The 24,156-nt window shown below is 42.0% G+C and carries 28 protein-coding genes; 10 read left to right on the plus strand and 18 right to left on the minus strand.

Annotated features, from left to right (window positions below):
• Positions 1-392 precede the first annotated feature (392 nt).
• Together AC2YHV_RS10275 and AC2YHV_RS10280 are read left to right on the plus strand one after the other, a co-directional pair.
• A complete protein-coding gene (locus tag AC2YHV_RS10275; RefSeq protein ID WP_487373148.1) occupies positions 393-1,385 on the plus strand; it encodes an NAD(P)/FAD-dependent oxidoreductase in 993 nt (330 codons plus the stop codon).
• A gap of 307 nt (positions 1,386-1,692) precedes the next feature.
• On the plus strand, positions 1,693-1,815 hold the full coding sequence (locus AC2YHV_RS10280) for a hypothetical protein (RefSeq protein ID WP_328118308.1): 123 nt from the start codon (positions 1,693-1,695) through the stop codon (positions 1,813-1,815).
• An 87-nt stretch (positions 1,816-1,902) separates the two neighbouring features.
• On the opposite strand, the gene AC2YHV_RS10285 is transcribed toward AC2YHV_RS10280, so the two are convergent.
• Together AC2YHV_RS10285 and AC2YHV_RS10290 are read right to left on the minus strand one after the other, a co-directional pair.
• Complete coding sequence (locus AC2YHV_RS10285) at positions 1,903-2,265, minus strand: HesB/IscA family protein (RefSeq protein ID WP_487373149.1); 363 nt, start codon at positions 2,263-2,265, stop codon at positions 1,903-1,905.
• A 353-nt stretch (positions 2,266-2,618) separates the two neighbouring features.
• Positions 2,619-2,855 (minus strand): YuzB family protein, encoded by a 237-nt coding sequence (locus AC2YHV_RS10290; protein ID WP_034310204.1) that lies wholly within the window; start codon positions 2,853-2,855, stop codon positions 2,619-2,621.
• 288 nt (positions 2,856-3,143) lie between these two features.
• Between AC2YHV_RS10290 and AC2YHV_RS10295 the strand changes: the two genes are divergently transcribed.
• Positions 3,144-4,211, plus strand: a complete 1,068-nt coding sequence (locus AC2YHV_RS10295; RefSeq protein WP_048687320.1) for an NAD(P)/FAD-dependent oxidoreductase — start codon at positions 3,144-3,146, stop codon at positions 4,209-4,211.
• Positions 4,212-4,282: 71 nt separating this feature from the next.
• Here AC2YHV_RS10295 and AC2YHV_RS10300 read toward each other — a convergent pair whose 3' ends face one another.
• Positions 4,283-4,612, minus strand: coding sequence for a YuzD family protein (locus AC2YHV_RS10300; protein ID WP_487373150.1), 330 nt, complete (start codon positions 4,610-4,612; stop codon positions 4,283-4,285).
• A gap of 164 nt (positions 4,613-4,776) precedes the next feature.
• Between AC2YHV_RS10300 and AC2YHV_RS10305 the strand changes: the two genes are divergently transcribed.
• Positions 4,777-5,013, plus strand: a complete 237-nt coding sequence (locus tag AC2YHV_RS10305; protein WP_034310199.1) for a NifU family protein — start codon at positions 4,777-4,779, stop codon at positions 5,011-5,013.
• A 191-nt stretch (positions 5,014-5,204) separates the two neighbouring features.
• On the opposite strand, the gene thrB is transcribed toward AC2YHV_RS10305, so the two are convergent.
• From thrB to yutH, 5 genes are all read right to left on the minus strand, one after another.
• Positions 5,205-6,149 (minus strand): homoserine kinase, encoded by a 945-nt coding sequence (gene thrB, locus AC2YHV_RS10310; RefSeq protein ID WP_487373151.1) that lies wholly within the window; start codon positions 6,147-6,149, stop codon positions 5,205-5,207.
• On the minus strand, positions 6,146-7,207 hold the full coding sequence (gene thrC / locus AC2YHV_RS10315) for a threonine synthase (RefSeq protein ID WP_053536744.1): 1,062 nt from the start codon (positions 7,205-7,207) through the stop codon (positions 6,146-6,148). Before thrC ends, thrB begins: the two co-directional genes overlap by 4 nt.
• Positions 7,204-8,502, minus strand: coding sequence for a homoserine dehydrogenase (locus tag AC2YHV_RS10320; RefSeq protein WP_034310194.1), 1,299 nt, complete (start codon positions 8,500-8,502; stop codon positions 7,204-7,206). Before AC2YHV_RS10320 ends, thrC begins: the two co-directional genes overlap by 4 nt.
• A 192-nt stretch (positions 8,503-8,694) precedes the next feature.
• Complete coding sequence (locus tag AC2YHV_RS10325; protein WP_231892148.1) at positions 8,695-9,609, minus strand: L,D-transpeptidase family protein; 915 nt, start codon at positions 9,607-9,609, stop codon at positions 8,695-8,697.
• A 105-nt stretch (positions 9,610-9,714) separates the two neighbouring features.
• Complete coding sequence (gene yutH / locus AC2YHV_RS10330) at positions 9,715-10,716, minus strand: spore coat putative kinase YutH (protein WP_057278053.1); 1,002 nt, start codon at positions 10,714-10,716, stop codon at positions 9,715-9,717.
• 206 nt (positions 10,717-10,922) lie between these two features.
• Between yutH and AC2YHV_RS10335 the strand changes: the two genes are divergently transcribed.
• Positions 10,923-11,420 carry a phosphatidylglycerophosphatase A family protein gene (locus AC2YHV_RS10335; protein WP_034311650.1) on the plus strand — a complete coding sequence of 166 codons (498 nt, stop codon included), beginning with the start codon at positions 10,923-10,925 and terminating at the stop codon, positions 11,418-11,420.
• 61 nt (positions 11,421-11,481) lie between these two features.
• On the opposite strand, the gene AC2YHV_RS10340 is transcribed toward AC2YHV_RS10335, so the two are convergent.
• Both AC2YHV_RS10340 and AC2YHV_RS10345 read right to left on the minus strand, forming a co-directional pair.
• Entirely contained in the window at positions 11,482-12,249 is a 768-nt protein-coding gene (locus AC2YHV_RS10340) for a TIGR01457 family HAD-type hydrolase (protein ID WP_034310188.1), read from the minus strand.
• Between the two features lie 24 nt (positions 12,250-12,273).
• Positions 12,274-12,711, minus strand: coding sequence for a DUF86 domain-containing protein (locus AC2YHV_RS10345; RefSeq protein WP_048688255.1), 438 nt, complete (start codon positions 12,709-12,711; stop codon positions 12,274-12,276).
• A 343-nt stretch (positions 12,712-13,054) separates the two neighbouring features.
• On the opposite strand from AC2YHV_RS10345, the gene AC2YHV_RS10350 reads away from it, so the two are divergent.
• Together AC2YHV_RS10350 and AC2YHV_RS10355 are read left to right on the plus strand one after the other, a co-directional pair.
• Entirely contained in the window at positions 13,055-13,321 is a 267-nt protein-coding gene (locus AC2YHV_RS10350; RefSeq protein ID WP_034310182.1) for a DUF3055 domain-containing protein, read from the plus strand.
• Between the two features lie 70 nt (positions 13,322-13,391).
• Positions 13,392-13,679 (plus strand): cytosolic protein, encoded by a 288-nt coding sequence (locus AC2YHV_RS10355; RefSeq protein WP_170946935.1) that lies wholly within the window; start codon positions 13,392-13,394, stop codon positions 13,677-13,679.
• 30 nt (positions 13,680-13,709) lie between these two features.
• Here the strand turns inward: AC2YHV_RS10355 and AC2YHV_RS10360 are convergent, their stop codons facing one another.
• Positions 13,710-13,985 (minus strand): YutD family protein, encoded by a 276-nt coding sequence (locus tag AC2YHV_RS10360; RefSeq protein ID WP_034310177.1) that lies wholly within the window; start codon positions 13,983-13,985, stop codon positions 13,710-13,712.
• Between the two features lie 113 nt (positions 13,986-14,098).
• Here AC2YHV_RS10360 and AC2YHV_RS10365 point away from each other — a divergent pair, with 113 nt between their 5' ends.
• Positions 14,099-14,761, plus strand: a complete 663-nt coding sequence (locus tag AC2YHV_RS10365; protein WP_063574755.1) for a YhcN/YlaJ family sporulation lipoprotein — start codon at positions 14,099-14,101, stop codon at positions 14,759-14,761.
• 39 nt (positions 14,762-14,800) lie between these two features.
• Here the strand turns inward: AC2YHV_RS10365 and lipA are convergent, their stop codons facing one another.
• Complete coding sequence (gene lipA, locus AC2YHV_RS10370; protein WP_034310172.1) at positions 14,801-15,715, minus strand: lipoyl synthase; 915 nt, start codon at positions 15,713-15,715, stop codon at positions 14,801-14,803.
• 187 nt (positions 15,716-15,902) lie between these two features.
• Between lipA and AC2YHV_RS10375 the strand changes: the two genes are divergently transcribed.
• Together AC2YHV_RS10375 and yunB are read left to right on the plus strand one after the other, a co-directional pair.
• Positions 15,903-16,886: a M23 family metallopeptidase gene (locus AC2YHV_RS10375; protein ID WP_487373152.1), complete on the plus strand. Its 984-nt coding sequence runs from the start codon at positions 15,903-15,905 to the stop codon at positions 16,884-16,886.
• Between the two features lie 89 nt (positions 16,887-16,975).
• Positions 16,976-17,725: a sporulation protein YunB gene (gene yunB / locus AC2YHV_RS10380; RefSeq protein WP_063574753.1), complete on the plus strand. Its 750-nt coding sequence runs from the start codon at positions 16,976-16,978 to the stop codon at positions 17,723-17,725.
• A gap of 22 nt (positions 17,726-17,747) precedes the next feature.
• Here the strand turns inward: yunB and AC2YHV_RS10385 are convergent, their stop codons facing one another.
• The 6 genes from AC2YHV_RS10385 to sufB form a co-directional block, all read right to left on the minus strand.
• Complete coding sequence (locus AC2YHV_RS10385; protein WP_487373153.1) at positions 17,748-18,845, minus strand: HD-GYP domain-containing protein; 1,098 nt, start codon at positions 18,843-18,845, stop codon at positions 17,748-17,750.
• A gap of 164 nt (positions 18,846-19,009) precedes the next feature.
• Positions 19,010-19,312, minus strand: coding sequence for a YunC family protein (locus tag AC2YHV_RS10390; RefSeq protein ID WP_034310161.1), 303 nt, complete (start codon positions 19,310-19,312; stop codon positions 19,010-19,012).
• Positions 19,313-19,373: 61 nt separating this feature from the next.
• Positions 19,374-20,759, minus strand: a complete 1,386-nt coding sequence (locus AC2YHV_RS10395; protein ID WP_413000768.1) for a bifunctional metallophosphatase/5'-nucleotidase — start codon at positions 20,757-20,759, stop codon at positions 19,374-19,376.
• Positions 20,760-20,775: 16 nt separating this feature from the next.
• Positions 20,776-21,603 (minus strand): sulfite exporter TauE/SafE family protein, encoded by an 828-nt coding sequence (locus AC2YHV_RS10400; RefSeq protein ID WP_487373154.1) that lies wholly within the window; start codon positions 21,601-21,603, stop codon positions 20,776-20,778.
• Positions 21,604-21,687: 84 nt separating this feature from the next.
• Positions 21,688-22,536, minus strand: a complete 849-nt coding sequence (locus tag AC2YHV_RS10405; protein ID WP_063574749.1) for a DUF72 domain-containing protein — start codon at positions 22,534-22,536, stop codon at positions 21,688-21,690.
• A 198-nt stretch (positions 22,537-22,734) separates the two neighbouring features.
• Positions 22,735-24,132, minus strand: coding sequence for a Fe-S cluster assembly protein SufB (gene sufB, locus AC2YHV_RS10410; RefSeq protein WP_053536753.1), 1,398 nt, complete (start codon positions 24,130-24,132; stop codon positions 22,735-22,737).
• Positions 24,133-24,156 lie beyond the last annotated feature (24 nt).

A 24,156-nucleotide genomic window follows, 5' to 3' on the forward strand; every position in this document is an offset into this window, starting at 1 on the left:
TAAAAAGCACTCTTATACATTTGTGACGTATTTCACGTAACACTTCATAAATGTCATAAAAAATTCATAAAAAATTTACCAAATGATATCTAAGTAAATATTAGTCTTTTTCCTTACCTTTTTCAAGTAACAAACCGAACTTTTCCGGGTTAAAATATAGCCGAAAAACATTACTTTCCACCCAGTTGCGACCATATTTATACGATATGCCCAACATTGGCAAAGGGTAATTTCACCCGGATTTGAAAGCGGATACAGAACATTCATCAGGAAACTGCACAAATATAGTCAAAACTTTCCCACTTTTCTAACTTTCTCCGTTTTTTAAAAGATCATCTATGTTAAAATAAGAGAATAAATTTCAGCAAACCTAGTATATCGGAGGGATAACGTTGGAAGTTAATGAAAAAGTTTATGATATTACAATCATTGGCGGAGGCCCGGTTGGATTATTCACTGCATTTTATGGAGGAATGAGACAGGCATCCGTAAAAATCATCGAGAGCCTGCCACAATTAGGCGGACAATTGTCGGCCCTTTATCCAGAGAAATACATCTATGACATCGCTGGTTTCCCCAAAGTGCGCGCTCAGGAGCTAGTGAATAATTTGAAAGAACAAATGGCAAAGTTCGAACAGGATGTCGTCCTGGAGCAAGCCGTTCAAGAAGTGGAAAAGCAAGCCGATGGAGTGTTCAAGTTAACGACTGATAAAGAAATCCATTACTCCAAAACGATTATCATCACAGCTGGAAATGGGGCTTTCCAACCCCGCCGCATCGAAATTGAAGATGCAAAAAAATATGAAAACGGCAACCTTCACTATTTCATCGATGACCTCAATCATTTTGCCGGCAAAAACGTGGTCGTCTTCGGCGGTGGGGATTCAGCAGTGGACTGGGCCTTAATGCTGGAGCCGATCGCCGAGAAAGTGAGCATCATTCACAGAAGAGATAAGTTCCGTGCCCACGAACATAGTGTAGAAACACTTAAAAATTCAAAAGTGGAAATAAAGACTCCATACATACCTGCAGAGTTGATTGGTACAGACGGACGTATCCATACAATTGTCATCAAGGATACAAATGGTGACGATACAGAGACCATGGATGTAGATGCAGTCATCGTCAATTACGGCTTCGTTTCTTCTCTTGGTCCCATTAAGGAATGGGGACTTGATATCCAGAAGAACAGCATTTTGGTGAATTCCAGAATGGAAACGAATATCCCGGGGATTTATGCAGCAGGCGATATTGCAACCTATGATGGCAAAGTAAAATTGATTGCCAGTGGTTTTGGTGAGGCACCCACTGCCGTCAATCATGCCAAACAATATATTGACCCAAAAGCAAAAGTTCAGCCGATGCACAGTTCTTCCATGTTTTAATTATATTACGCAAAAACCGGCTTTCATGGCCGGTTTTTTTGTCCCCAATTCGATGATTGTGGATAAGTTTTTTCAATTAGTTATCCACAGCGCTTACCCTTTTCATTCTATGGGTAAAGAGTAGAAGAAGCCATGAAAGGGGAATGCATCCAAGAATATTTTAATTGCAGGGGCCAACGGAACGAACGGAAAGCAGATCATTGGGGAATTATCAAATGACCGTATACGGGAAGACCAGGAAGAGGAACAGGCTCAAACGATAAAAGAAGTGGGCGGGCATCCAATCCTTGCAGATTTAGAGGGAAATGTGGATAAAGCAGTGGATAACATGGAAGCCATCATTTTTGCCGCCGGATCCGGACCCGAAACTGGGCCGGATAAAACGACAGCTGTGGATAAGAATGGAGCCATTAAACTGGTCTCGTGTTAGGATGAGACCATCCTAATCCCTCTTGTAAAAAACAAAAAAGGGGGCACTTATTAAAGTGCCCCCTTTTTCCGATGTATTGGAGTTTACTTAGCAGTTCTCCGGCGTACCGGCATTTTTTGCCGTTTTGAAGGAAGACCCGCAACCGCATGATGCGATGGCATTTGGGTTTTCGATCGTAAAGCCTCCGCCCATCATCGTTTGCTTATAATCAATTACCGTTCCATTCAATATATCTGCATCCTCGGCATTAACAAGGATCTTAATTTCAAACTGTTCCAACTGGCTATCTTTTTCTCCGGGCTCTTGTTCAAAGCCCATTCCGTAGGATAATCCACTGCAGCCTCCGCCTTTAACGGCCACTCTTAAAAAGGAACCCTCTTCACCATTATTTTTCATCATTTCTTTTATCTGAAAAGCGGCAGCTTCCGTTATTTGAACAACTTCACTCACAATAAATCCCTCCTTCTTCTGAATATGTGAGATAGAACCATTTCTCTTTATAGTATATACCAAAGAAATTCCCGCGCTCAATTTTCCAGCTTGGAAAAATTCATATTCCCCCACCTATTTTACCAACTAAGATTAGTCTACAACAATAGGTATAGGTATAATGAACCAACTCATTGAACCTTATCCTAAAATTCGCATCCCCAAAAAAGGCCCGGAAAGCCTCCATCATCCAGATGGCCAGGGACCGCTTTCAGGAATTCCAACTGACCCAGGAAACAACCCACCCTTTGCTGCAGCACTGATAAAAAAAGGGCTGTCCCTTCCAGGAACAGCCTTTTATCCGCCGTTGATGATTAAGACATTTCAAATTCATCAATGTACTTATATATTTTATCTACCAATTCATCCGTTGTGTCACCAAAAACCACTTCACCGTTTACAAGTGCATATAAGTTACTGGAGCATCTGCCGCAATATCCCAGGCAACCATATTCTATGATATCCAAATTCGGATCCCGCTCCAATCTTTCGAGAGCCTCCTGAGCCCCGCTGGCTAGATTGCTTACGCAAAATTCAATAATCGGGTACATTGTTTCACCTCACAGTTACTAACAACCCATCTTATTACTTTTCCCATTAACAGTCAATATTTACGCATAAAAAATAAGCCTATTTCAAGATATCGGTTGTGATTTCCTTTTATATTCGTTATACTTTTGTCGGGGTACGTAAAAAAAGAAAATTATCTAATTTTTTATTCTTACTACAAATTGGGGTATATATATTTAATTAAACTTTTAAGGGGACCATTTGGGGGAATCCTATAGTTAAGTGCTAATCAAATTTTTCAAGAGATCAAATAAAGGGGAAAAAATCATATGAAGAATCTAGTCATACTTGGTGGCGGGTATGGTGGTATGCGCATGTTGCAAAGATTGCTGCCTAATCAGCTTCCTGAAAATGTGAGCATCACGCTTATCGACCGTAATCCTTATCACTGCTTAAAAACGGAATATTATGCTTTAGCAGCAGGTACCATTCCAGATCAGCACATCCGTGTTGCATTTCCTGAACATCCTCGCTTGAAGAACGTATACGGAGAAGTACTTTCCATCGACATGGAAAATAAACAGGTCATTATAGAAAATCAAGATCCTGTCGTTTATGATGATTTAGTCATTGGCCTTGGCTGCGAAGACAAATACCACGATATTCCTGGTGCAGACATACACACTTACAGTATCCAAACAATCGATAAATCACGCCGCACATATTCAGCTTTGAATAATTTAGGTGCCGGTGCAACCGTTTCTATCGTTGGTGGCGGACTGAGCGGTGTTGAGCTTGCAAGTGAATTGATTGAAAGCCGTTCAGATTTAAACGTTAAGCTATTTGACCGTGGACCGCATATTCTATCTGCTTTCCCAGAAAGATTAAGTACTTTTGTCGAATCATGGTTCGATAAACATACCATCGAAATCGTCCATCATTCAAATATTACGAAAGTTGAACCAAACCTTCTTTACAATGGCGACGAAGCCGTTCAAAGCGACGTCATCGTATGGACAGCTGGAATTCAGCCAAGCAAGATCATCCGCGATATGGATATTGAAAAAGACCGTCAAGGAAGAGCCGTTCTGACTCCTCAGCATTTCCTTCCTAATGATGACAGCATCTTTGTAGTCGGCGACTGCGCGAGCCTGCCTCATGCACCTAGTGCTCAATTAGCGGAGTCCCAAGCTGAGCAAATCGTCCAAGTCCTTGTGAAGAAATGGGCAAATGAACCACTTCCTGAAAGCTTCCCTACCATGAAATTAAAAGGAACATTAGGTTCCCTTGGGAAGAAACAAGGTTTTGGTCTTGTTGCAAATCGCCCAATCACCGGCAGAGTGGCACGCCTAATGAAATCAGGCATTCTGTGGATGTATAAATACCATAACGGTTGATTATAAACTGGCCCAATGAGCTGCATGCAGCCCATTCATGGGTCAGTTTTTCTTATTTCTTCCATTATATATTACACTTGCACTGAGTATCCATATTTCTCCATCGTTTCCACCACTTTTTTGAGACGGACATTTCCTTCCGCAATGATTTCACCTTCGATGAGGACCAGTGGATAAAATAAATCTTCCTCGATCATTTTCTCGGCAAAGCTCTTTTGCTTCAATGTTTCTGGTGGGTTATACATATCTATATAGGATATTTTGAATGGCTGCTCAGGAAATTTTCTCGTTAAAGCGGCTTCAAGCCACTCGCAGGTATCTTTCGAAGAGGGGTGATTCACACAACTGGCGCAAATTTGCTCAGCTCCATACACTTCTATCTCAATATCTTTCCTTACCATACTCTTCCTCCTTCAGTTTATTATAGTTGCTTCATTTGAATAATGTTTAAAACTTCACCTGTTTCCATCATACCAGAATAATATAGATTATATTTCCGCAAAGTTACAGTTGGATTTTTTATTACCTTCGCATTATAATATGATTAGGAAAGGAGTCGATTGCAATGTCTGAACAAACAATGGAAGTTCAAGTTCAAGAAGTCCTAGATAAGCTTCGTCCGTTTCTTCTTCGTGATGGCGGTGACTGTGAACTAGTTGACGTAGAAGATGGAATTGTAAAATTACGATTACTAGGAGCTTGCGGAAGCTGTCCTAGTTCGACCATTACGCTAAAAGCTGGGATTGAGCGTGCCCTTCTTGAAGAAGTTCCTGGTGTAGTGGAAGTTGAACAAGTTTTCTAATAGCCCTTTAAATAACATGCAGCGTATGGATGAAGGATCACTTCATCTATACACGTTCAACCTTTTTTCATGCAGGCCGGAATTTTTTTGCGGACTGTAATAAAAATAAAGCTGACTCGGCTTTTGCCCTATCAAATGAATTGATACGGCTTGACACGGGTCAGCTTTTTTATATGGCAAATGAACACGGCTCACGATTTCAAAAACTTCAATTCCTTTTTTTCCTGTTCAGAAAGGATTGCCGTATAACTTCCATCATTATCGATTTCCAATTCCTTCACATGGAATTCCGGAAATCTATCCTTCAATCCAGTGAGCAAACCTTCACTTTTTTCTGGAGATGCCAAGCATAAAACGGTTGGTCCTGCTCCGCTTAATGCCGCACCAAATCCGCCTTCATTGTGGACGACTTCTTCTATAAGCGCTAAATGAGGGACCAACTCCGCTCGATATGGCTGATGGAAACGATCACTTTGCATCATTTCACCAACAAGTTTCCAATCTTTCGATAGAACTCCTGCAAGCATTACATTTGCGGCTGCGCTCCCGCTTATCGCATCTTTATAGGAAAGCGAATTCGGAAGGACATTTCTTGAATCCTCAGTTAGCAATTCAAAATGGGGAATGACAGCGATCACCTTAACTCCCTCGATCGGAAACGACACGACATCCGTCCTTTCCTCCGTATGAAGGCCCACAACCAATCCACCATACACAGATGCCCCCGCATTATCGGGATGCCCTTCAAAGAGGGAAGCATGCCTATTCTTCTCCTCATTTGATAAATGAAGCTCACCAATGATGTTTGCCAATTCAATTCCCGCCACAATGGCAGATGCACTGCTTCCAAGCCCGCGCGCCAGTGGAATTTCACTAGAGACGAAAAGCCGGCATGGGGAAAGTTCCTTTCCATAGGAGGCCGCCGTTTCCTTGGCAATTTGGACGATATAATTATTATCATCCCTTGGAAAAACAGACATTTCCTCTGAAAGCGGGACGACTTCCCAATGATCTGATGGAGATCCGTGTATTTCCAAGTAAAGTCCTAGCGCCAAGCCGATGGAATCGAAACCTGGCCCTAAGTTGGCCGTACTTGCTGGTACACGGATCAAGAACATCTCTGATTCCGCACTCATGCCTGTTTCACACCTTGCAGATGTTCTAAAATGACTTCTTCATCCATTGGCAGCAATGTAGGTTGAATCGTACTTGTATTGACTGCCACATTCGGATCCTTCAATCCATTTCCAGTCAATACAGCAACAATCTTACTTCCTTTTTTGATTTCACCGCTTTTTAATTGTTTATAGATACCTGCAATGGAAGCACAAGATGCCGGCTCTGCAAATACCCCTTCTTTTTTAGCAAGGAAATGGTAGGCTTCCAGAATTTCTTCGTCTGTCACCTCATCAATTTTGCCTTTGGATTCATTTGCCGCTTCCACAGCAAACTTCCAACTTGCAGGATTTCCAATCCTGATGGCCGTTGCGATCGTTTCTGGATTTTCAATAATGCTATCCCGGACAATTGCAGCCGCTCCTTCAGCTTCGAACCCTCTCATTTCAGGAAGGCCCGTTTGTTTCGATTCGTTATATTCCTTAAAGCCTTTCCAGTAAGCCGTTATATTCCCTGCATTCCCGACTGGCAGCGCCAAAATATCCGGTGCGGAGCCGAGAGCATCACAAATTTCGAAAGCCGCTGTCTTCTGCCCTTCAATCCGGTATGGGTTGACCGAATTCACAAGAGTTATCGGTGAACTCTCACTAAGCGAACGGACGATCTTTAAAGCTTGGTCGAAGTTCCCTTCGATCGAGATGATTTCCGCTCCATACATAACGGCTTGGGCAAGCTTGCCCATGGCTATTTTACCTTCCGGGATGACGACGATACAGCGCAGGTTGGCACGAGCCGCATAAGCTGCTGCAGCTGCTGATGTATTCCCTGTGGATGCACAGATGATCGTGTCGCTGCCCTCTTCTATCGCTTTGGCGACGGCCATGACCATTCCGCGGTCCTTAAATGACCCAGTTGGATTTGCCCCTTCATATTTTACATGTAAGTCGATTCCCCACTCTTCGGATAATCGATTCAGTCTGATTAAAGGTGTATTGCCCTCCAAAAGGGTTAGTGCAGGTGTGTTTTCATTGACGGGTAAAAAATCTTTATACGTGCTTATAAGTCCTTGCCAGCTCATTTGATGTCCTCTCCTTCAACTCTGTATGTGCTTTTCACTTCTCTTACCATATTGTAATCATGTAATTTCTGTATTATTTGCTCAAATGCAGCCTTTGTTGCAGTATGCGTAACTAATACGATTTCGGAAGATTCCTTTTCATCCAGCGGCAATTGAAGGATTTTATCGAATCCTACCCCATGCTCGGCAAATAAATTCGTGATTTTGGCTAAAACGCCAACTTCATCCTGAACATGTAACCGAATGAAGAATTTAGCGAAAATTTCAGTGGCATCTTTTAATTGTTTCGGGTATTGAGGTGCAACGGCACTGCGGCCATTTACGCCCAGCCTCATATTCTTGATGACCGTCACCATATCCGAAACGACTGCAGTCGCAGTAGGAAGACTGCCAGCCCCCGGTCCGTAAAACATCGTTTCCCCTACGGCTTCCCCATAAACGTATACAGCATTATACTCATTATTTACCGATGCCAACGGATGTGCTTCCGGAAGAAGTGCAGGCTGGACACTTACGTCGACCCTATCCCCTGCCCTGGAAGCGACCCCGATCAATTTCATTGTATAACCAAGCTTCTTGCTATATCTCAAATCCTCTTCGGATATCTCGGTAATGCCCTGTACCTCAACATCATTCAAGCCAATGTTCATTGAGAACCCGAGTGTTGATAGAATCGCCATTTTACGGGCCGCATCCAATCCGCCTACATCGGCTGTCGGATCGGCTTCAGCAAATCCCAGCTCCTGGGCTTCCTTCAATACGTCATCATAAGCTCTGCCTTCCTTGCTCATTTTCGTTAAAATGAAGTTTGTCGTTCCATTGACGATTCCCATCATTTTCGTGATGCGGTCAGAAGATAACCCATCGACAAGACCGCGTAAAATCGGAATTCCCCCTGCAACACTTGCTTCATAGAACAAGTCACATTGATTATCGGTGGCCAATTCCAACAGTTCCGGTCCATGTAAAGCCATTAGGTCTTTGTTCGCCGTAACGATATGCTTTTTATTTTTTATCGCTTCTATTAGATAGCCGCGTGTTTCTTCGATTCCGCCCATCACTTCTATTACAACATCAATCTCGGGATTCGAAAGGATATCCTCAGGATTGTCCGTTAACATTCCTTTTTCGACCGCGACAAGCCGCTCCTTCGTCGTGTCTTTCACTAGTATCTTCTTAATGGATATGGAACAGCCCACTTGATGCATGAGCTTGTCCTGGTGGCTTTCAATGATTTGTACGACTCCTGATCCGACTGTACCTAACCCCAATAAACCGATCGAGATGGCTTTCATATTTTGGTTCCCCCTTAAAAACTGTTTGCCTGTAGAAAACATTTGTATTTGTATAGTAGACATTATAAGTTTAATTCACATAATTATCAATAGTTAGAAAAGATGGATGCACGAACTTTTTTCGTCCATCCCTTGAACGAGTAAGAACGGGTAACGTTTATTTTTTTTATGGGAAAACCATTTTGATGATTATTACTTAACACTCTTCAATGAATCATTTGTACCCATTACAATATGTGGCTTTTGCACGGGATCCATCCATTTCAGTAAACTGAGGACATTCCTTTCGGCCGTGGCTGTACATCCCGCCGTCGGTTTTGTACCCCCTCTCCATATATGGAGAAAGATTGCACTGCCTTTTCCTTTTATGATGGGATCCGTATTATAATTGATGACCGCTCCATACCTATACAGTTCATGATTCATCCTTTCAAAAGACTTCCATTTAACTGCAGGATTTCCTTTATAGGTTTTCCACTTGTTATAATCCTTGGATGTCTGATCATCAATCCAGTAGTCATATTTGGTCGTTTTCTTATAACCCATTTTCATTCCGGCCGGCTTCGTTTCGCTTCCAAAGGCCGTACCAAAGGAATAAATTCCAACCGGGGATTTCCCATCCCCCTCTTTTTTGCTCTTCGTGAAGCCGTTCTTCCCAATGACACCCTCCATCTTCTTCAATGCCCGGCGCCATTCCCCTTGTTTCTTCTCATAAGTTTGGATCGTTACCTTCGTATCACTCATCGATTTACCTGTCGCCGATACAACTTGGTTAACACCTTTCCTCCTATCGAATTTCTTTAGAAGAGCTTTTTCATCAGTACTGAAAACCTCTTTTACATCTGCCATATTGATATATGCGGCCTTATTTGCGTGACAGATTTCATACCAGTTTCCAGTTCTCCCGCTTGCCGATAATTCTTTATTTTTCTTATACGTTTTTAACGTTTTACTTGCAGCCGACGCCTTTTCTTTCACATCCGCTTCAGACTTCATGACAATCTTGAATTGAGGCGATTCGCAACTTGTTTTCGATTCAGCTTTCGCAAGATTCGCCGTTTGGATGATTAAAAAGGCTATAACGGCGGCCATCATCAATCTTTTCATGATCCCATCCTTCCGCAGTGATTAAATATCTAATTATTCTAAAAAATCTTGTTATTATCATAACATAGTAAGTAAGAATGAATCATATTTCTTTCCCGTTTTTATCTAAATCCAGTCAATTTTAGGCAAATCATAATGCTTGGCAGGGACCTCTGCCAATTCATAAAAATGTTTGAGGAAGGACTCATATTGTTGGGAGGATTTCGTGATCGAAGCTATTTTATCCTCCAATTCATTCGATCTTGATTCCGTCGTTTTTGAAAAATACTCTTCCACCGTTTCAAAATAATGAATGGGAAACAGCATCCTCGAATATAACAACCGGGCTGAAAAACTGGATAAGGGTTCTATGGACTGGTATTCGTGAAAGAAATGGCCAATGCCCCGCTGATGGGTATGCACATTTTGAAAATAATGTTCCCTCACCCATTCCGCGACATCCCTGGTTCCGTGGTCGAATACCCAATCGAACGGATTTTTCATCCACTTATTGCTTTTCCAGGTATCATGTAAAAAACGTTCATAACATACCGTTCCGCTATCGACAATTTGCGGGGTATCATCAATTTCCGTGTCGACTAAATATTGAATCGCATTTTCACCTAGGACCATATAATAGGGAAAGGTTTCTATAAATAATTTTTCAAACTGGTTATCAGGATGGGCGTTGAGCTTATCCCGCCAAATCTTTTCTAACTGATCGATCCTTTGTTCCCATAGTTCTTTCCATTTACCGATCCTTGAACAAGTTCGAATCGTTTCATTAATCGTTCTCCCACGCTGATGGAATCTTGCCAGACGTCTTCCCGGATTGAAATTTCTTGGTCCTTCCAATGCCTGATTGGCGAGAAGGATGAATAATTGTTCATCCGCTTCCGAAACATAACTTCCATGATTGGCAAGGACAAAGGCGGATACGTGACGATCACCTTGTGAAATCAGATGTTGAGACATTTTATACCGTTCCACTAATTCCTCCTGCTCCATATTTTCAATGGGAACAATACTGTACACCATATTTCCTGAGCGGAAGCTTGGAAACCTGACATTGGCTTCTTCAAGCTCCACCTGTATGCCATAATTATTAAAAATGATTTCTTCTATCATGGAATGGCCTCCTTCATCAAATGGATATAATAGAAATATTGGACATCATATACTTATATATATGTGGAATAACCCGTTTTCTGAATGATTATCGAAACCTAATTAGAAATTCCAATCAAAACATCCTCCATAGGTTTTCAGTTTAATAAAATCAAACTACCTGCATTAGAATTATCCCTTTAAAATATAGAGAAATGGGTGATGAAATGGCTAATATTGAACAATCAATGTCTGAAAAAACAGCTCGGAAATGGCTAATTGAACGAGGAGTGAAATTGGAGGATATCGCTGAGCTTGTCATGTATTTACAATCCGGCTACCATGAAAATCTCCAAATGTCCGATTGCCTTCACAATGTCGAACGGGTCCTTTCAAAACGCGAGGTCCAAAATGCCATCCTTACCGGCATACAGTTGGATATTCTGGCTGAGAAAAAACTCCTCGAGGAGCCTCTGCTGAGCATCATTGAAATAGATGAAGGCCTATATGGGGTCGATGAAATATTGGCTTTTTCAATTGTGAATGTTTATGGATCCATCGGCTTTACCAATTATGGTTTCATCGATAAACAAAAGCCGGGTATCTTAAAATATTTAAACGATAAAAGCACAGGTAAGGTGAACACCTTTTTAGATGATATCGTTGGGGCAATTGCCGCTGCCGCTTCAAGCCGGCTTGCCCATAGAACCGAAAATGCGGAATAGTAAACGAATGATATTGACGACATGAAAAAAACCAGGGCTGCATGCGCAGACCTGGTTTTCTTCATTCAAAGCGCCATAAGTCAAGGGTGTCCACCACATGCGTAGGCTGCTCCTTATATTGCTTTAAACGTTCTTTTGTCGTTACGCCAGTATGTACAAGCAGTGTATCGATCCCAGCATTAATGCCGGCAAGGATATCCGTATCATAGTTGTCTCCAACCATGATTGTCTCTTCTTTAGGAACCCCCAATACTCTTAGGGCTTGCTCCACTATGACGGATTCTGGCTTTCCAATGAAAATCGGCTGTACCTGGGTCGAAACGGAAACAACTGAAGTCAAGGAACCATTCCCAGGCAAAAGGCCTTGCTCGGTAGGAATGGCAATATCACCATTGGTCGAAATGAAAACAGCACCATTTCTTACAGCAAGACAGGCTTTTGACAGCTTTTCATAATTGATGCCGCGGTCGATGCCCATGACCAGATAATCGGGATGCTCTTCCACAAGCTTCATTCCTTTTTCCTTAAGAGCCTCGATTATGCCTTCTTCACCCACCACATAGACCGATGCACCTTTCTTTTGTTCAGCTATGTAATTGGCAGTGGCCATGCTTGTCGTGAAAACCTGGTCATCCTCCGTCGATATGCCGATGCTTCTCAATTTATCCGCTACCTGTGCCGGAGTGCGGGATGAATTATTGGTGACGAATAAATAAGGGATATCCCTTTTCCTTAAGTCATTAATAAACCCTGCCGCTTCCGCAATTTGTTCCGTTCCGCGATACATGGTGCCATCTAAGTCAATTAAATATCCTTTATACGACTTCATTTGAAATTCGCCTTCCTAACGCTGCTAGTTTTTAAAAGCTGAAACAGGTCCCAATTCATTCGTTAAATAGTTCCTCACCAAATCAGGGAATTGCTTGAATGCCTCGATATTTTCCGAAAATACGGCATGCAATTCTTTGTGATCCACTTCAATGAAGTCTTGAACCAGCATTTTCCTTAATGGCAAAACCTTTTTGAATTGCATCGCTTTTTCTTCTGAAATCACTTTTTCATCTTGAAGGATATCGATAATATCCTCATAACTTCCCGGATCACGCATAATGAAACCATCAATTACCGCATTTCCTACATCCAACACGGAATCGATGGAAGTTTGTATAAGCCTTTCAGCGATAAGTTCCGAATGGTCTCCATCCCAATTATCCTGCCCCTCAAAAAGTCCAAGCTGCTTTTCAAGAAAACCTAATATTTGTTCAATCTTTTGGCGGTCTACAAAGTACATTTTTCCAGATCCTTTCTGATCTAAGATGATATAGGGAATCATTGGTTGAATGAGCGGCATAGTTAAAACGCTGTACCGAACCAACCTTATTCCTTGATAATACCATAGCTTCTCCCTTACTCTCAATTCCTTCAACCACACATTGCTTTTCTACGGGGGTGCATTTCCAGACGTACACTCCCCGATTCCATTTATATTCTTGCCATTTTCATTTAATCGATGAATGCCATTATTGCTTGAGCGAAGTTCTTCAGCCGGAAGCCCCGAAAAATGTCTGTTCCCCTATTGAAGTCACTTTGTTATGATGGAACTACAAATGTGAAGATACGAAGGGAATGATACTATGGAAGATCGCTTTTATTTATACAATGACGTCGTTGATTCAAAAACCCGGTTCATAAGCTTCATGGGAGAGGAATCAAGATTCGATCTGGCCATTACGGCAACCGATCGTTTCTATGGAAAGAAGCTTGTTTTAAATATGCAGAGTAACCGTTTCGCGATTATTGGGCCTGATGATTTGGAAGAGGAAGGCTATCTTGAGCATGCCTTTCAATTGTCGGAAGCGGAAGCCGAAGAACTTCGTCACTTTTTAATGGAAATCGTCTGAGTGCTGAAGTTTTTTAGCTTAAACGGGAAACCTACTGAGTGTAAGACCGATTACATGAGGGGGGATTATCTTGGACAAAGAAGAATACCACGATTTTTCCAATGTCGAAAAACAGAGGGATTATTTAATTCCTGAAGAATTTCCCGAAGGACCTTTTGGATCAGCCATAGCAAAAGATGAACCAGTTCAGAATAAAAATACCCCGTGGCAGGAAGGGCAACGATATCAAAGTGCCTTTAATTATGAAAATAAATCGTTACATGAGGGTATGCCTCGACAATATCCTGGGGCACATCCGACACATGATGATTCAGAAAAAGACGAACAGCCTCCATATAAAGGATATGGTAACTCTTAACATGGAAGGCCAGAGTGAATTCTGGCCTTTTTATTTCTTTATTTTCTTCACGACGAAATAAGGACAGCCAAAATTGCAGTATTCATATAAATATTCACTAAGCGTGCTTATTTTCGTATCAAAGGTGGCTTTCTGATTGGAATCATCAAAAAATCCACGCAGCCTCAATTGCCCGTAACCCCAATCGCCCACTATATAATCATACTTCGTTAAAATCTCACTGTATCTGGCTTTAAACGCTTCCTCGTTATAGCCTTCCCTTTCATCCTCAATTATTTCATAGGTCATGTTATTGATGTTAATCATTGTTTTCACCTCTCATATATACATTCCTTCTTTAAATTATAACTGATTCCCCATCAATTACTAAGCGAAAAATAGAGAAATATGTTCATCCTAAAGTTATGGGGGTGTTATTGATGAAAAAAACGATAATAACGATAGGTTTAAGCTCGATTATTGCACTAACCGGATGTGCTGATAAAGATAAAGATCAGGGTCTCGGGGCAAAAAACAATGCCGGTAACCCAACAAACGTAAATAATCCAACTCAATATTATGATGAGGATTATCGCAATAATGACAATAAAAGTGATGATTTCGGTTTTACCCGCACAAATAGTGCAACCATTGACGGCCGTAACATTTCCAACAAAGCTGCTTCCATTGACCGTGAACAACTTTCTGATGTCATCTCTAAACTGAGTGTTCAGATTCCAAATGTCAATGATGCCGCTACCCTCGTTACTGATGAGGAAGTGCTTGTCGTATATGACACCAATGCAAAGGATCGGACGGAAACCGCAGACCAGGTTAAACGTACTGCCATGTCCGTCGTGCCTCGCTACTATCATGTCTATGTCAGTGATGATTATCAAACCCTTGCCCAAGATGTCGAGAACTTCGCTACAGTGAAATCCGGCAGCAGAGGGATTGACTATACGATTGAACAGACTATCAAAAGAATGCTGAAGTCGCCTCAAGGATACAAAATGAGTGACGGTGAAAATGAAAACGGCGAAATGGTTAACGATAAAAGAGATCATCACGATAACATCCATCAAAAAATGGATAACCGTTGAATACAAAAGGACCGAATTTTTTCGGTCCTTTATTTCACTCTATTTCAATAATTCTTCACCTTTGCTCTGCTTATGTTTTGCCGCAGCATTAACCTGTTCATCCGCATGGTAGGATGAACGGACAAGCGGACCTGATTCACAATGGCTGAATCCTTTTTCCAATGCACGTTCTTTCAGTTCGGCAAATTCTTCAGGCGTGTAGTATTTCAGCACTTTTAAATGCTTTTTAGTCGGCTGCAAATACTGGCCGATCGTCATGATATCCACATTATTGGCCCTAAGGTCATCCATTGTCTCAAGGATTTCCTCACGCGTTTCACCCAGCCCCACCATTAAACTGGACTTTGTCGGTATTTCCGGATACAGTTCCTTGGCTCTTCTTAAAAGCTCCAATGAACGATCATACTTGGCCTGAGCCCGTACACGGTCGGATAAACTTCTGACAGTCTCTATATTATGGTTCAGGATATCCGGTTTAGCATCCATCAAAGTCTTGATATTTTCAAACACCCCGCCCATATCAGACGGCAATACTTCAATTGATGTAAATGGATTTTTGCGACGGATGGCACGGACCGTTTCAGCGAAAACTTCAGCGCCTCCATCCTTTAAATCATCACGGGCAACAGCTGTAATGACGACATGCTTTAAATTCATCAAAACAACGGAATCGGCAACACGCTCCGGTTCAGCCCAGTCCAATTCATTCGGACGTCCGGTTGTTACTGCACAAAAACGGCAAGCCCTTGTACAGATTTCACCTAGAATCATGAAAGTAGCCGTCCTTCTCACTGCCCAGCATTCGTGAATATTCGGACATTTTGCCTCTTCACAGACTGTATGAAGATTTTTCTCGCGCATCATATTTTTTAAACCGAGGTAATTTTCGTTAGTATTAAGCTTTATTTTCAACCAATCTGGTTTTCGAAGAATTTCTTTATTTCTAGAAGACATGAAAATGCCACTCCATTCTATAGAAATTAACACACCCTACTTTAACAATAAAAAAGCATTTATACAAGTTATAGTTGGTTTCCCATTATTTATTTTTCATGTTTATTGGCAAATCAGCAAAACTATAAAAGATGGATGGACTGATGTCTTTTAATAACGGAGAATATCATGAAAGGAGCCTGCCCCGTTGAAAAAATTATTCCTTCTAACGATAACTTGTTTGTTTATCTTGGCACCAGGCCAAGTCGCCAATGCTGCCGATACCCCTGATGTTTATGCCGGGAGAATGGCGCTATATAAAAATATGGAGGCTGCCCTCCAAATCCCGTGGTATTACCTTGCTGGAGCAGATCAATATGAGCACAGCCTAAGGACCGCAAGAAGGGATTTAGAGCCGGCAAAGGGTTTTATAGGCATCCACATCGAGCCTTCAAAGTGGAGCGGGGCTCTCAATCCTGACTTAAACGATGTGAACCCGCTCACGATCACATTTTTTGATGGGTTGGGCCAGGATGGCAATGGTGATGGCAAAGCGGATATCACTAATGATACCGATCGATTGTATGCTTTTTCTAAGCATCTCCAAGCATATGGTGCAGATGAAGATAATATCCGGATCGGCTTTTGGGATTATTATAAACGCGATAAAGCCGTCAGCATCATTATGGGCAATGCCGAGATTTATAAGAAATACGACCGGTTGGATCTAAATGAAAAAGCCTTCCCGGTTCCAGTACGGACTCATTATACGTACTTGAATACATGGGGAAGCGCTCGCGGATGGGGCGGAAGGAGAATCCATGAGGGCACTGATATTTTTGCGGATTATAGCCTTCCCGTTCGTTCCACGAGCTATGGAATCATAGAAATGAAAGGCTGGAATAAATTCGGCGGTTGGAGGATTGGGATACGGGATTTAAATAATACCTATCATTACTTTGCCCATTTAAGCGGCTTCGCCAAAGGGTTGAAAGTCGGTCAAATCGTTGAGCCCGGACAAGTCATCGGGGGTGTCGGCAGTACGGGCTACGGTCCTCCAGGAACTTCCGGAAAATTCCCTCCTCATCTTCATTACGGAATGTACAAAGACAACGGAATCACAGAATGGAGCTTTGACCCTTACCCCTATTTAAAATTGTGGGAAAGGAAAGATCTGGCCAAAAAGAAATGATGAGCGGCGTGAATTTTACGCTGCTTTTTTTTGATTCGAACATAAACCCCTGAACTTGATGCATAGTTATTAGTAAAGGGGGCTAAAGCGTGTTCCGAAAAAGATTTCGAACGAAGAAATTCCGAAAAAAGGGGCCTCTTCCCACCCGAAAAGTATTTCTCTATTCATTTATCCTGTTCATCATATCAAGTATCATGACTCTTTGGTACGTGGACAAATCGATCGAACCCGTGATCATGAGTGTAGCCGAATATGAAATCAAACGGATTGCAACCGAAACGATTCATGAATCGGTTGATGAGAATATAGCCAAGATTGACATGAACAAAATCATCACCAACACCAAGGGTGGTGAGGACTCCAGTTCTTCCTATAGCTTCAATCCAGTCATATATAGTGAATTGCGGGCTAACATCACGAAGGATATTCAAAAGAAGCTTGGCATCAAACAGGGAAACCCTTTTAAAACAGGATCATCCAAAATAAATGATGAACAATATAAAAGTGTGGTGTATTATATACCATTTGGTGTCGTAACCGGGAATAACCTCCTTTCCAATTACGGACCTGAAATCCCAGTGAAAATGTCAGTCATCGGGAATGTTGAATCGGATTTGAGGACAAAACTGACAAACGCAGGCATCAATAATGTTTATTATGAATTGATTGTGGACTTTGATGTCAATATTCAAATCGTCATCCCCTCTTTCACGAAGGAGACCAAGGTAAGCCAGGAAGTGACAGTCGGAAGCCTGCTGATCGAAGGTGATGTTCCAAGTTATTTCAGTAACGGAAACGGCTCGGTTGCACCTGCCATCATGAAGGAAAACAAGGAATGAAAAAACCAGCTTATCCTTGAGGTTAGGCTGGTTCTTGTATATCGAGACATTTCATGATGAGCAAATGCAGGTTTTTATTCAAGTCCACTTCGTAGGGCTCTTTTATCTGCTCTCCATTCTCTTCAAGTATCCTTATCATGGGGCGGTCTCCTATCCCTTCACTTTGAGAGGATACTACCCCTTTCCTCCCATCATTCAATTCGACGGATAGACCATTGGGATAAATGGCAACCGCCCTGCGGAAAGCCTCGATGATCGTATTGTCGAACTTTTTCCCGACTCCGGCATAAAGGACTTCCAATCCTTGATGCGGCAGCATGGCCTTACGGTAAACCCGATTGGAAGTAACGGCATCAAACACATCGGCAACGGCAATGATCTTGCCGAAATAATGGATTTCATCCCCTTTTATCCCACGGGGATATCCAGATCCATCTAACCTTTCATGATGCTGATAGGCACAATTCGCAACTAAAAGTGAAACGGTATGAACATTTTTAATTAGATGAAATCCGTAATCGGCATGTTTTTGGATTTGTTCAAACTCCTTTTCCGTCAGCTTACCGGGTTTACGGAGGACTTCCAAAGGCACGAGCATTTTGCCGACATCATGTAAAATCGCTCCAAGCCCAAGAATTTCGAGATTCTTATCATTGATATTCAATTCCACCCCGATTGCCAAGGTATATAAGGTCACATTGAAGGAATGTGTGAAGATATAGTCATCGTATGTATAAACGTCGGCCAATAAAGTCATTAGCTCTTTATTCCTTTTCAGCTCGCTCATGATGTTCCGGACTATTTGAGTTAATTTGACGTTAGCCTGCTCTATCGTGAATGATCCATCCAGGTTCATTTTATTTTTCATGTCCAGGAAAGTGGTTTCAATCATATTAATGGCTTCTCTTCTAAGTTTCCCGGAAACTGGGGGCTTCGGAATAATGTCATCCGTCCTGGAATCTTGAATGTAAACATAGGGAATATTAAGGGAAACCAGTCGATTGATCATCTTCTGCGTTAATCTAAGACCCTCGCACAATAGGATATGGCCCCGATCATTATAAATGCTTTTACCGAGCCTTGCTCCAGGTCTTAGGGACTTTGTGATAGCTAGCCTCATACTTGTACTCCGTTTCAATATTTGTAATTCAAACCGATTCTTTCTTTTATAAGTTTTATCGGAGCATATTTTTATAAATGAATCTGTTAGAACATATTTATTGAAAAAATATTTACTTTGATAAAAAAATAAGGCCCCCTTCGGAAGAAAGAAAGCCCACCTTTTCAAATCATTTTGATTAATGCCTCTTTACCAATCATTCCTGGATGTATGCCCTTTTCCACAGCCTCCCAGGTGACTGATTCAAGCGGCGCTTCCAATAACTCTTCAATCGATTTAACTCCTGTGGCCCTCCCTGCAAGGATTTTACGATCTCTCAATTTATCGTTCAGCAGTCCAACATCTAACGCACCGCACATTATATACCCTTTTTCGGACGCGACAGCAAGTAAATTCGTTTTCGGCAGTCGGACAGAAATGGCTAGGAATGTATGATTATCAAGAATTATTGGGATCATGTTAATCAATTGGTTTCGCCCCTTCCTTCCCCATACTTTATGAAAAAAAGGGCAAAACCGTGATTTTGTATCAGGGGTTAGTGTATATTTTTTTCAGCTTCCATAAAAGGATATCCCGTAAGAATTCCGGCAGTAAGTATTCCTTGCGATTGGAGCGATGGATACTTGGAAAGAAGTGCCCGAACGTGAACATATCAGGTATTGCCAATTTATAGGACTTATCCGCCTGCAGTTTCTCTCCTTTTATAAGGATCCCTTTTACGATTCCATTCTCCATTTCGTTAAATTCAATTTGATCATAATGCATGACTCCCATGATTTTTCCGCGAAAACCAAAACCTTTCACCTGAATATGAGGCCACTCTTCATTTCTCGATTGCATCAAGATTTCCTTTAACTCATTCCCATCTACTTCAACGACGCAAGGATTGATGGGATGTGGGCAGATTCTGTGAATATCCCCTTTTGTGACAGATCCCTTCGGAAGCCCCTCGAGCAGAAGACCTGCATTCAAAAAGGAACAATCCGCCTGACTCCACTCCCTTAGGGCCTCCACAAGGATTTCCGTCAAAGGACTTCGTTTGAACCAATCATTATCCAGTGCCATCGGTAAATCCACAGCAACCTGTTTTAGCGTTTTTCCTCCGGCCTGGTATATTTCTTCAATCCATGACCGTTCATTCTCCAATTCCAAAAAGTCATTGGTATCATAAAGAATGGCTCTCTTCTGGCTAATTTTCTTTTCCGGATTGATGGTCATTTCCACCTGTCCAACAAAAAAACCATATTTCCCTGCCCCGCAAAGGAGTGTATCATTGATCAATTTACCTTGGTGGAGGATGTGGTGGGTATGCGCGCCAAGTATAATGTCAATCTCCGGAAAGTCCCTTGCCATCCTCTCATCATCGTGGATGCCCAGGTGGGAAAGGATGATGATTACATCCGCCTCTGTTTTGACCCTTTCGAGCTGCGCCTTTAACTCCATGAATGGTTCCGTTATTTCCCAGCCCATCGCAGAATAAAACTTTTGAAAAAAGGCTGTCAAACCTATCATCGCGATTTTGGTGCCTTTTGCCGTTGTATGTATCCAAAATGGAAGCGCCCATTCCGGCCTTTCATTATCACCGTAATAAATATTGGCTGCCAAGACCTTGAACCTTGCATGATCATATAAGGAATCCAATGCATCATGAGGTAAAGTGATCCCTTCATTATTGCCGATGGTCACATATTGGTAGCCCGCTTCATTAAGCAGTTCAATATTTCCTTTACCCAACGTACCTTCTGTATATGGATGCCAGCGGTCCACATGATCGCCTATATCCAGTATGATCGCTTCTTCTCCCGTTTCTTGATGAAGTTGTCTTCTTTCTTTAAGAAACTTATCAATACGAGGCCAATTCTCAAAATGACTATGGAGATCATTGGTGTGATATAAATGAATGATTTCTGACATCATTTTTCCTCCTCGTTTATCCTGTAATGCCTTGGTATATAAGACGTAAACCAATGATTATCAGCACTATTTTCAACATATTCTCCAGCGACGCACTCTTTAGGCGCGTATTTATGAATGCGCCCAATTTAGCACCGAACCACGCACCCGGAATCAGGGCAAAAGCATATGGCCAATTTACATTTCCAAGGGAAATATGCGTAATCGAATTAGTGATGGAAGATAGGAATACCATGAACATCGAAGTCGCTACAGCCATATGCGGAGGAAAGAAGAAAAGAAGCATCATGACGGGTACCATTAAGGCTCCGCCGCCAATTCCAAATAACCCGGAGCTGAATCCCACGACAAAAGAAATAAATACAGCTAACAGGGGGTGGTAACCATAGGAAAATGAATGTCCATTTTCGGTTTTATACGTTTTCACTATTTTCCCTTTTCCAGGCTTGAAAAGCATGGGCTTCAAATGATTTTTCACTAATAACACGATGGCCATGAAAACCATGAAAATTCCAAAGTACAATGAAAAAGCTTCGGCGTTAAGGTTTTTATTCACATGGGCCCCCATTATTCCCCCAGGTGCACCGCCAATAAAAAAGATTAAGCCGGCCTTATAATCCACCACCTTATGTTTTAAATAAGATAGAGTGGAAGATAAGCCGGTAAAAATCATGATTACGGTTGAAACACCAACGGCGACCTGTGGAGTCAGCTCATCGATAATATTTGTAGATGTTCCTAAATATAAAAGGGAAGGCACAATGATGATGCCGCCTCCCAGACCGACAAGAGCGCCGATTGATCCCGCTAATAATCCAATACCCACTAATACTAACCATACCATGAAAAAATCCGCCTTTACCTGTTTGTGAGGATATTACCTCTACTAGCTTGTCACATCATCTCATTATTCATTATATAATCCCTCTTAAAACAAACCAAGCTGCTTAGGAGCCAGTCCTTCATATTCTATACCAAGCAGCTCGATCATTTGTTTGGCATTATCAGCTGCATCCCCGCCTGAGTTATTATTGAACAGGACATATAACTCCTTGGATTCCTTTTCCAATACCCTGATTTTCTCCACCCATTCAGTCAATTCCTGATGATTATATCGATATAGGTACCTGACCTCACGCCAATTATCCCCCGAAGCAGGCCTTTGCCAACCATGCAGGTTACGGCCATGAAAGCGTACCAGGGTTTTATCTTTATCGGTGGCATGCAGAACGACAGGAATGGATCCCTCACCAGCCTGCGGCTCATCGCATACAGTATGGATCCAGCCTTCCTTTTCGATAAAATCCAAAGTTTGCTGGACTACGTTGGGCCTGTACCAGCTTTGATTCCGGAACTCTATGGCAACTGGGATATCGCCCATTTCAGCTTTGCACCATCGCAGGTAATTCACATTTTCACGTTTACAATCAAACCATGGCGGAAACTGAAATAAGACCATCGCGAGCTTGCCGGACTTCCGATATGCTTCCAGTGAGTCGCAAAACGCCTTGAACATCTCCTTCTTACTTTCAAATGGGATTTCCCCACGTTGATGTCCTGTCATCCCTTGGTAGGCTTTAACGACAAACCGGAATGATGCTGGCGTCTCGGATACCCACTTTTCACTGTTCCTCTTTGGCTGGACTGCATAGAATGAAGCATCCACCTCCACAATGGGAAAATGAGCGCCGTACTCTTTGAGTTTATCACGTTGGGAAACACCTCCATGATATAAACTATCATGATCACCCCAACCGGTCACACCAACATAAATCATCTGCATCACCACTCCTTTGGGACAGGACCATTTCCTGACTTCTTCTTTTATTTTTTTACCCTCATTGAGCCATATCTAATCTTTCGTATAAGGGTGTGGAATATCAAAATATCAAAACAAAAAGCCTGCCAGTCAAACCCGGCAGGCTTTTGTATGAATGATTATTCTAAATCGCCTTACAGGCAGGCCAGTCGGTTATTATCCGATGGAGCCTTCCATTTCGAACTTGATCAGACGGTTCATTTCAACCGCATATTCCATTGGAAGTTCTTTTGTAAATGGTTCGATGAAGCCCATTACGATCATTTCCGTTGCTTCTTGCTCAGAAATTCCTCGGCTCATCAAGTAGAACAATTGTTCTTCAGATACTTTGGAAACCTTCGCTTCGTGTTCAAGGGAAATATTATCATTCAAGATTTCATTGTAAGGGATCGTATCAGATGTAGACTGATTATCCATGATTAATGTATCACATTCAATGTTGGAACGAGCTCCATCCGCTTTACGTCCAAAATGAACGATACCACGGTATGTTACTTTACCGCCCTGTTTAGAAATTGATTTAGATACAATCGTTGAAGATGTATTTGGCGCTAGGTGAATCATTTTCGCACCCGCATCTTGGTGTTGGCCTTTACCTGCAATGGCAATCGATAATGTCATACCGCGAGCGCCTTCACCTTTTAAGATGACAGCAGGATATTTCATTGTCAATTTCGAACCGATATTACCATCAATCCATTCCATTGTTGCATTAGCGTCACAAACCGCACGTTTCGTAACCAGGTTAAACACGTTGTTGGCCCAGTTTTGGATCGTCGTGTAACGGCAGTAAGCATCTTTCTTGATGACAATCTCAACAACCGCACTATGAAGGGAGTTAGTTGTATACACAGGAGCTGTACAACCTTCTACATAGTGAACGGATGCGCCTTCATCAACAATGATTAGCGTACGTTCGAATTGCCCCATGTTTTCAGAGTTGATCCGGAAATATGCTTGAAGCGGAGTATCCACTTTAACGCCTTTTGGTACATAGATGAATGATCCACCTGACCAAACTGCCGAGTTCAATGCAGAGAATTTATTGTCAGTAGGCGGGATCGTTTTCCCGAAATGCTCACGGAAGATATCTTCATTTTCACGAAGTGCTGAGTCCGTATCTTTAAACACGATACCCAAGTCTTCCAATTCTACTTTCATGCTATGGTAAACCACTTCAGATTCATATTGGGCAGATACACCGGCAAGGTATTTTTGTTCGGCTTCAGGAATTCCCAATTTATCAAAAGTCTGTTTGATTTCATCAGGAACTTCATCCCAAGACTTCTCTGATTTCTCTGATGGCTTAACATAGTATGTGATTTCATCGAAGTTCAGGCTCTGCATGTCGCCGCCCCATTGAGGCATTGGCATGTTGTAAAAATGCTCCAATGATTTCAAACGGAAATCAAGCATCCATTGCGGTTCATCCTTCATTCGAGAAATTTCTTCCACGATTTCTTTTGTCAGACCACGCTTTGAACGGAAGATGGAAACATCTTTATCCGCAAAGCCATATTTATAATCGCCGATATCAGGCATTTTCTTTGCCATAGCTCGTATTCCTCCATTTCAAAT

It is taken from the genome of Peribacillus sp. SRI_006 (assembly GCF_057586375.1).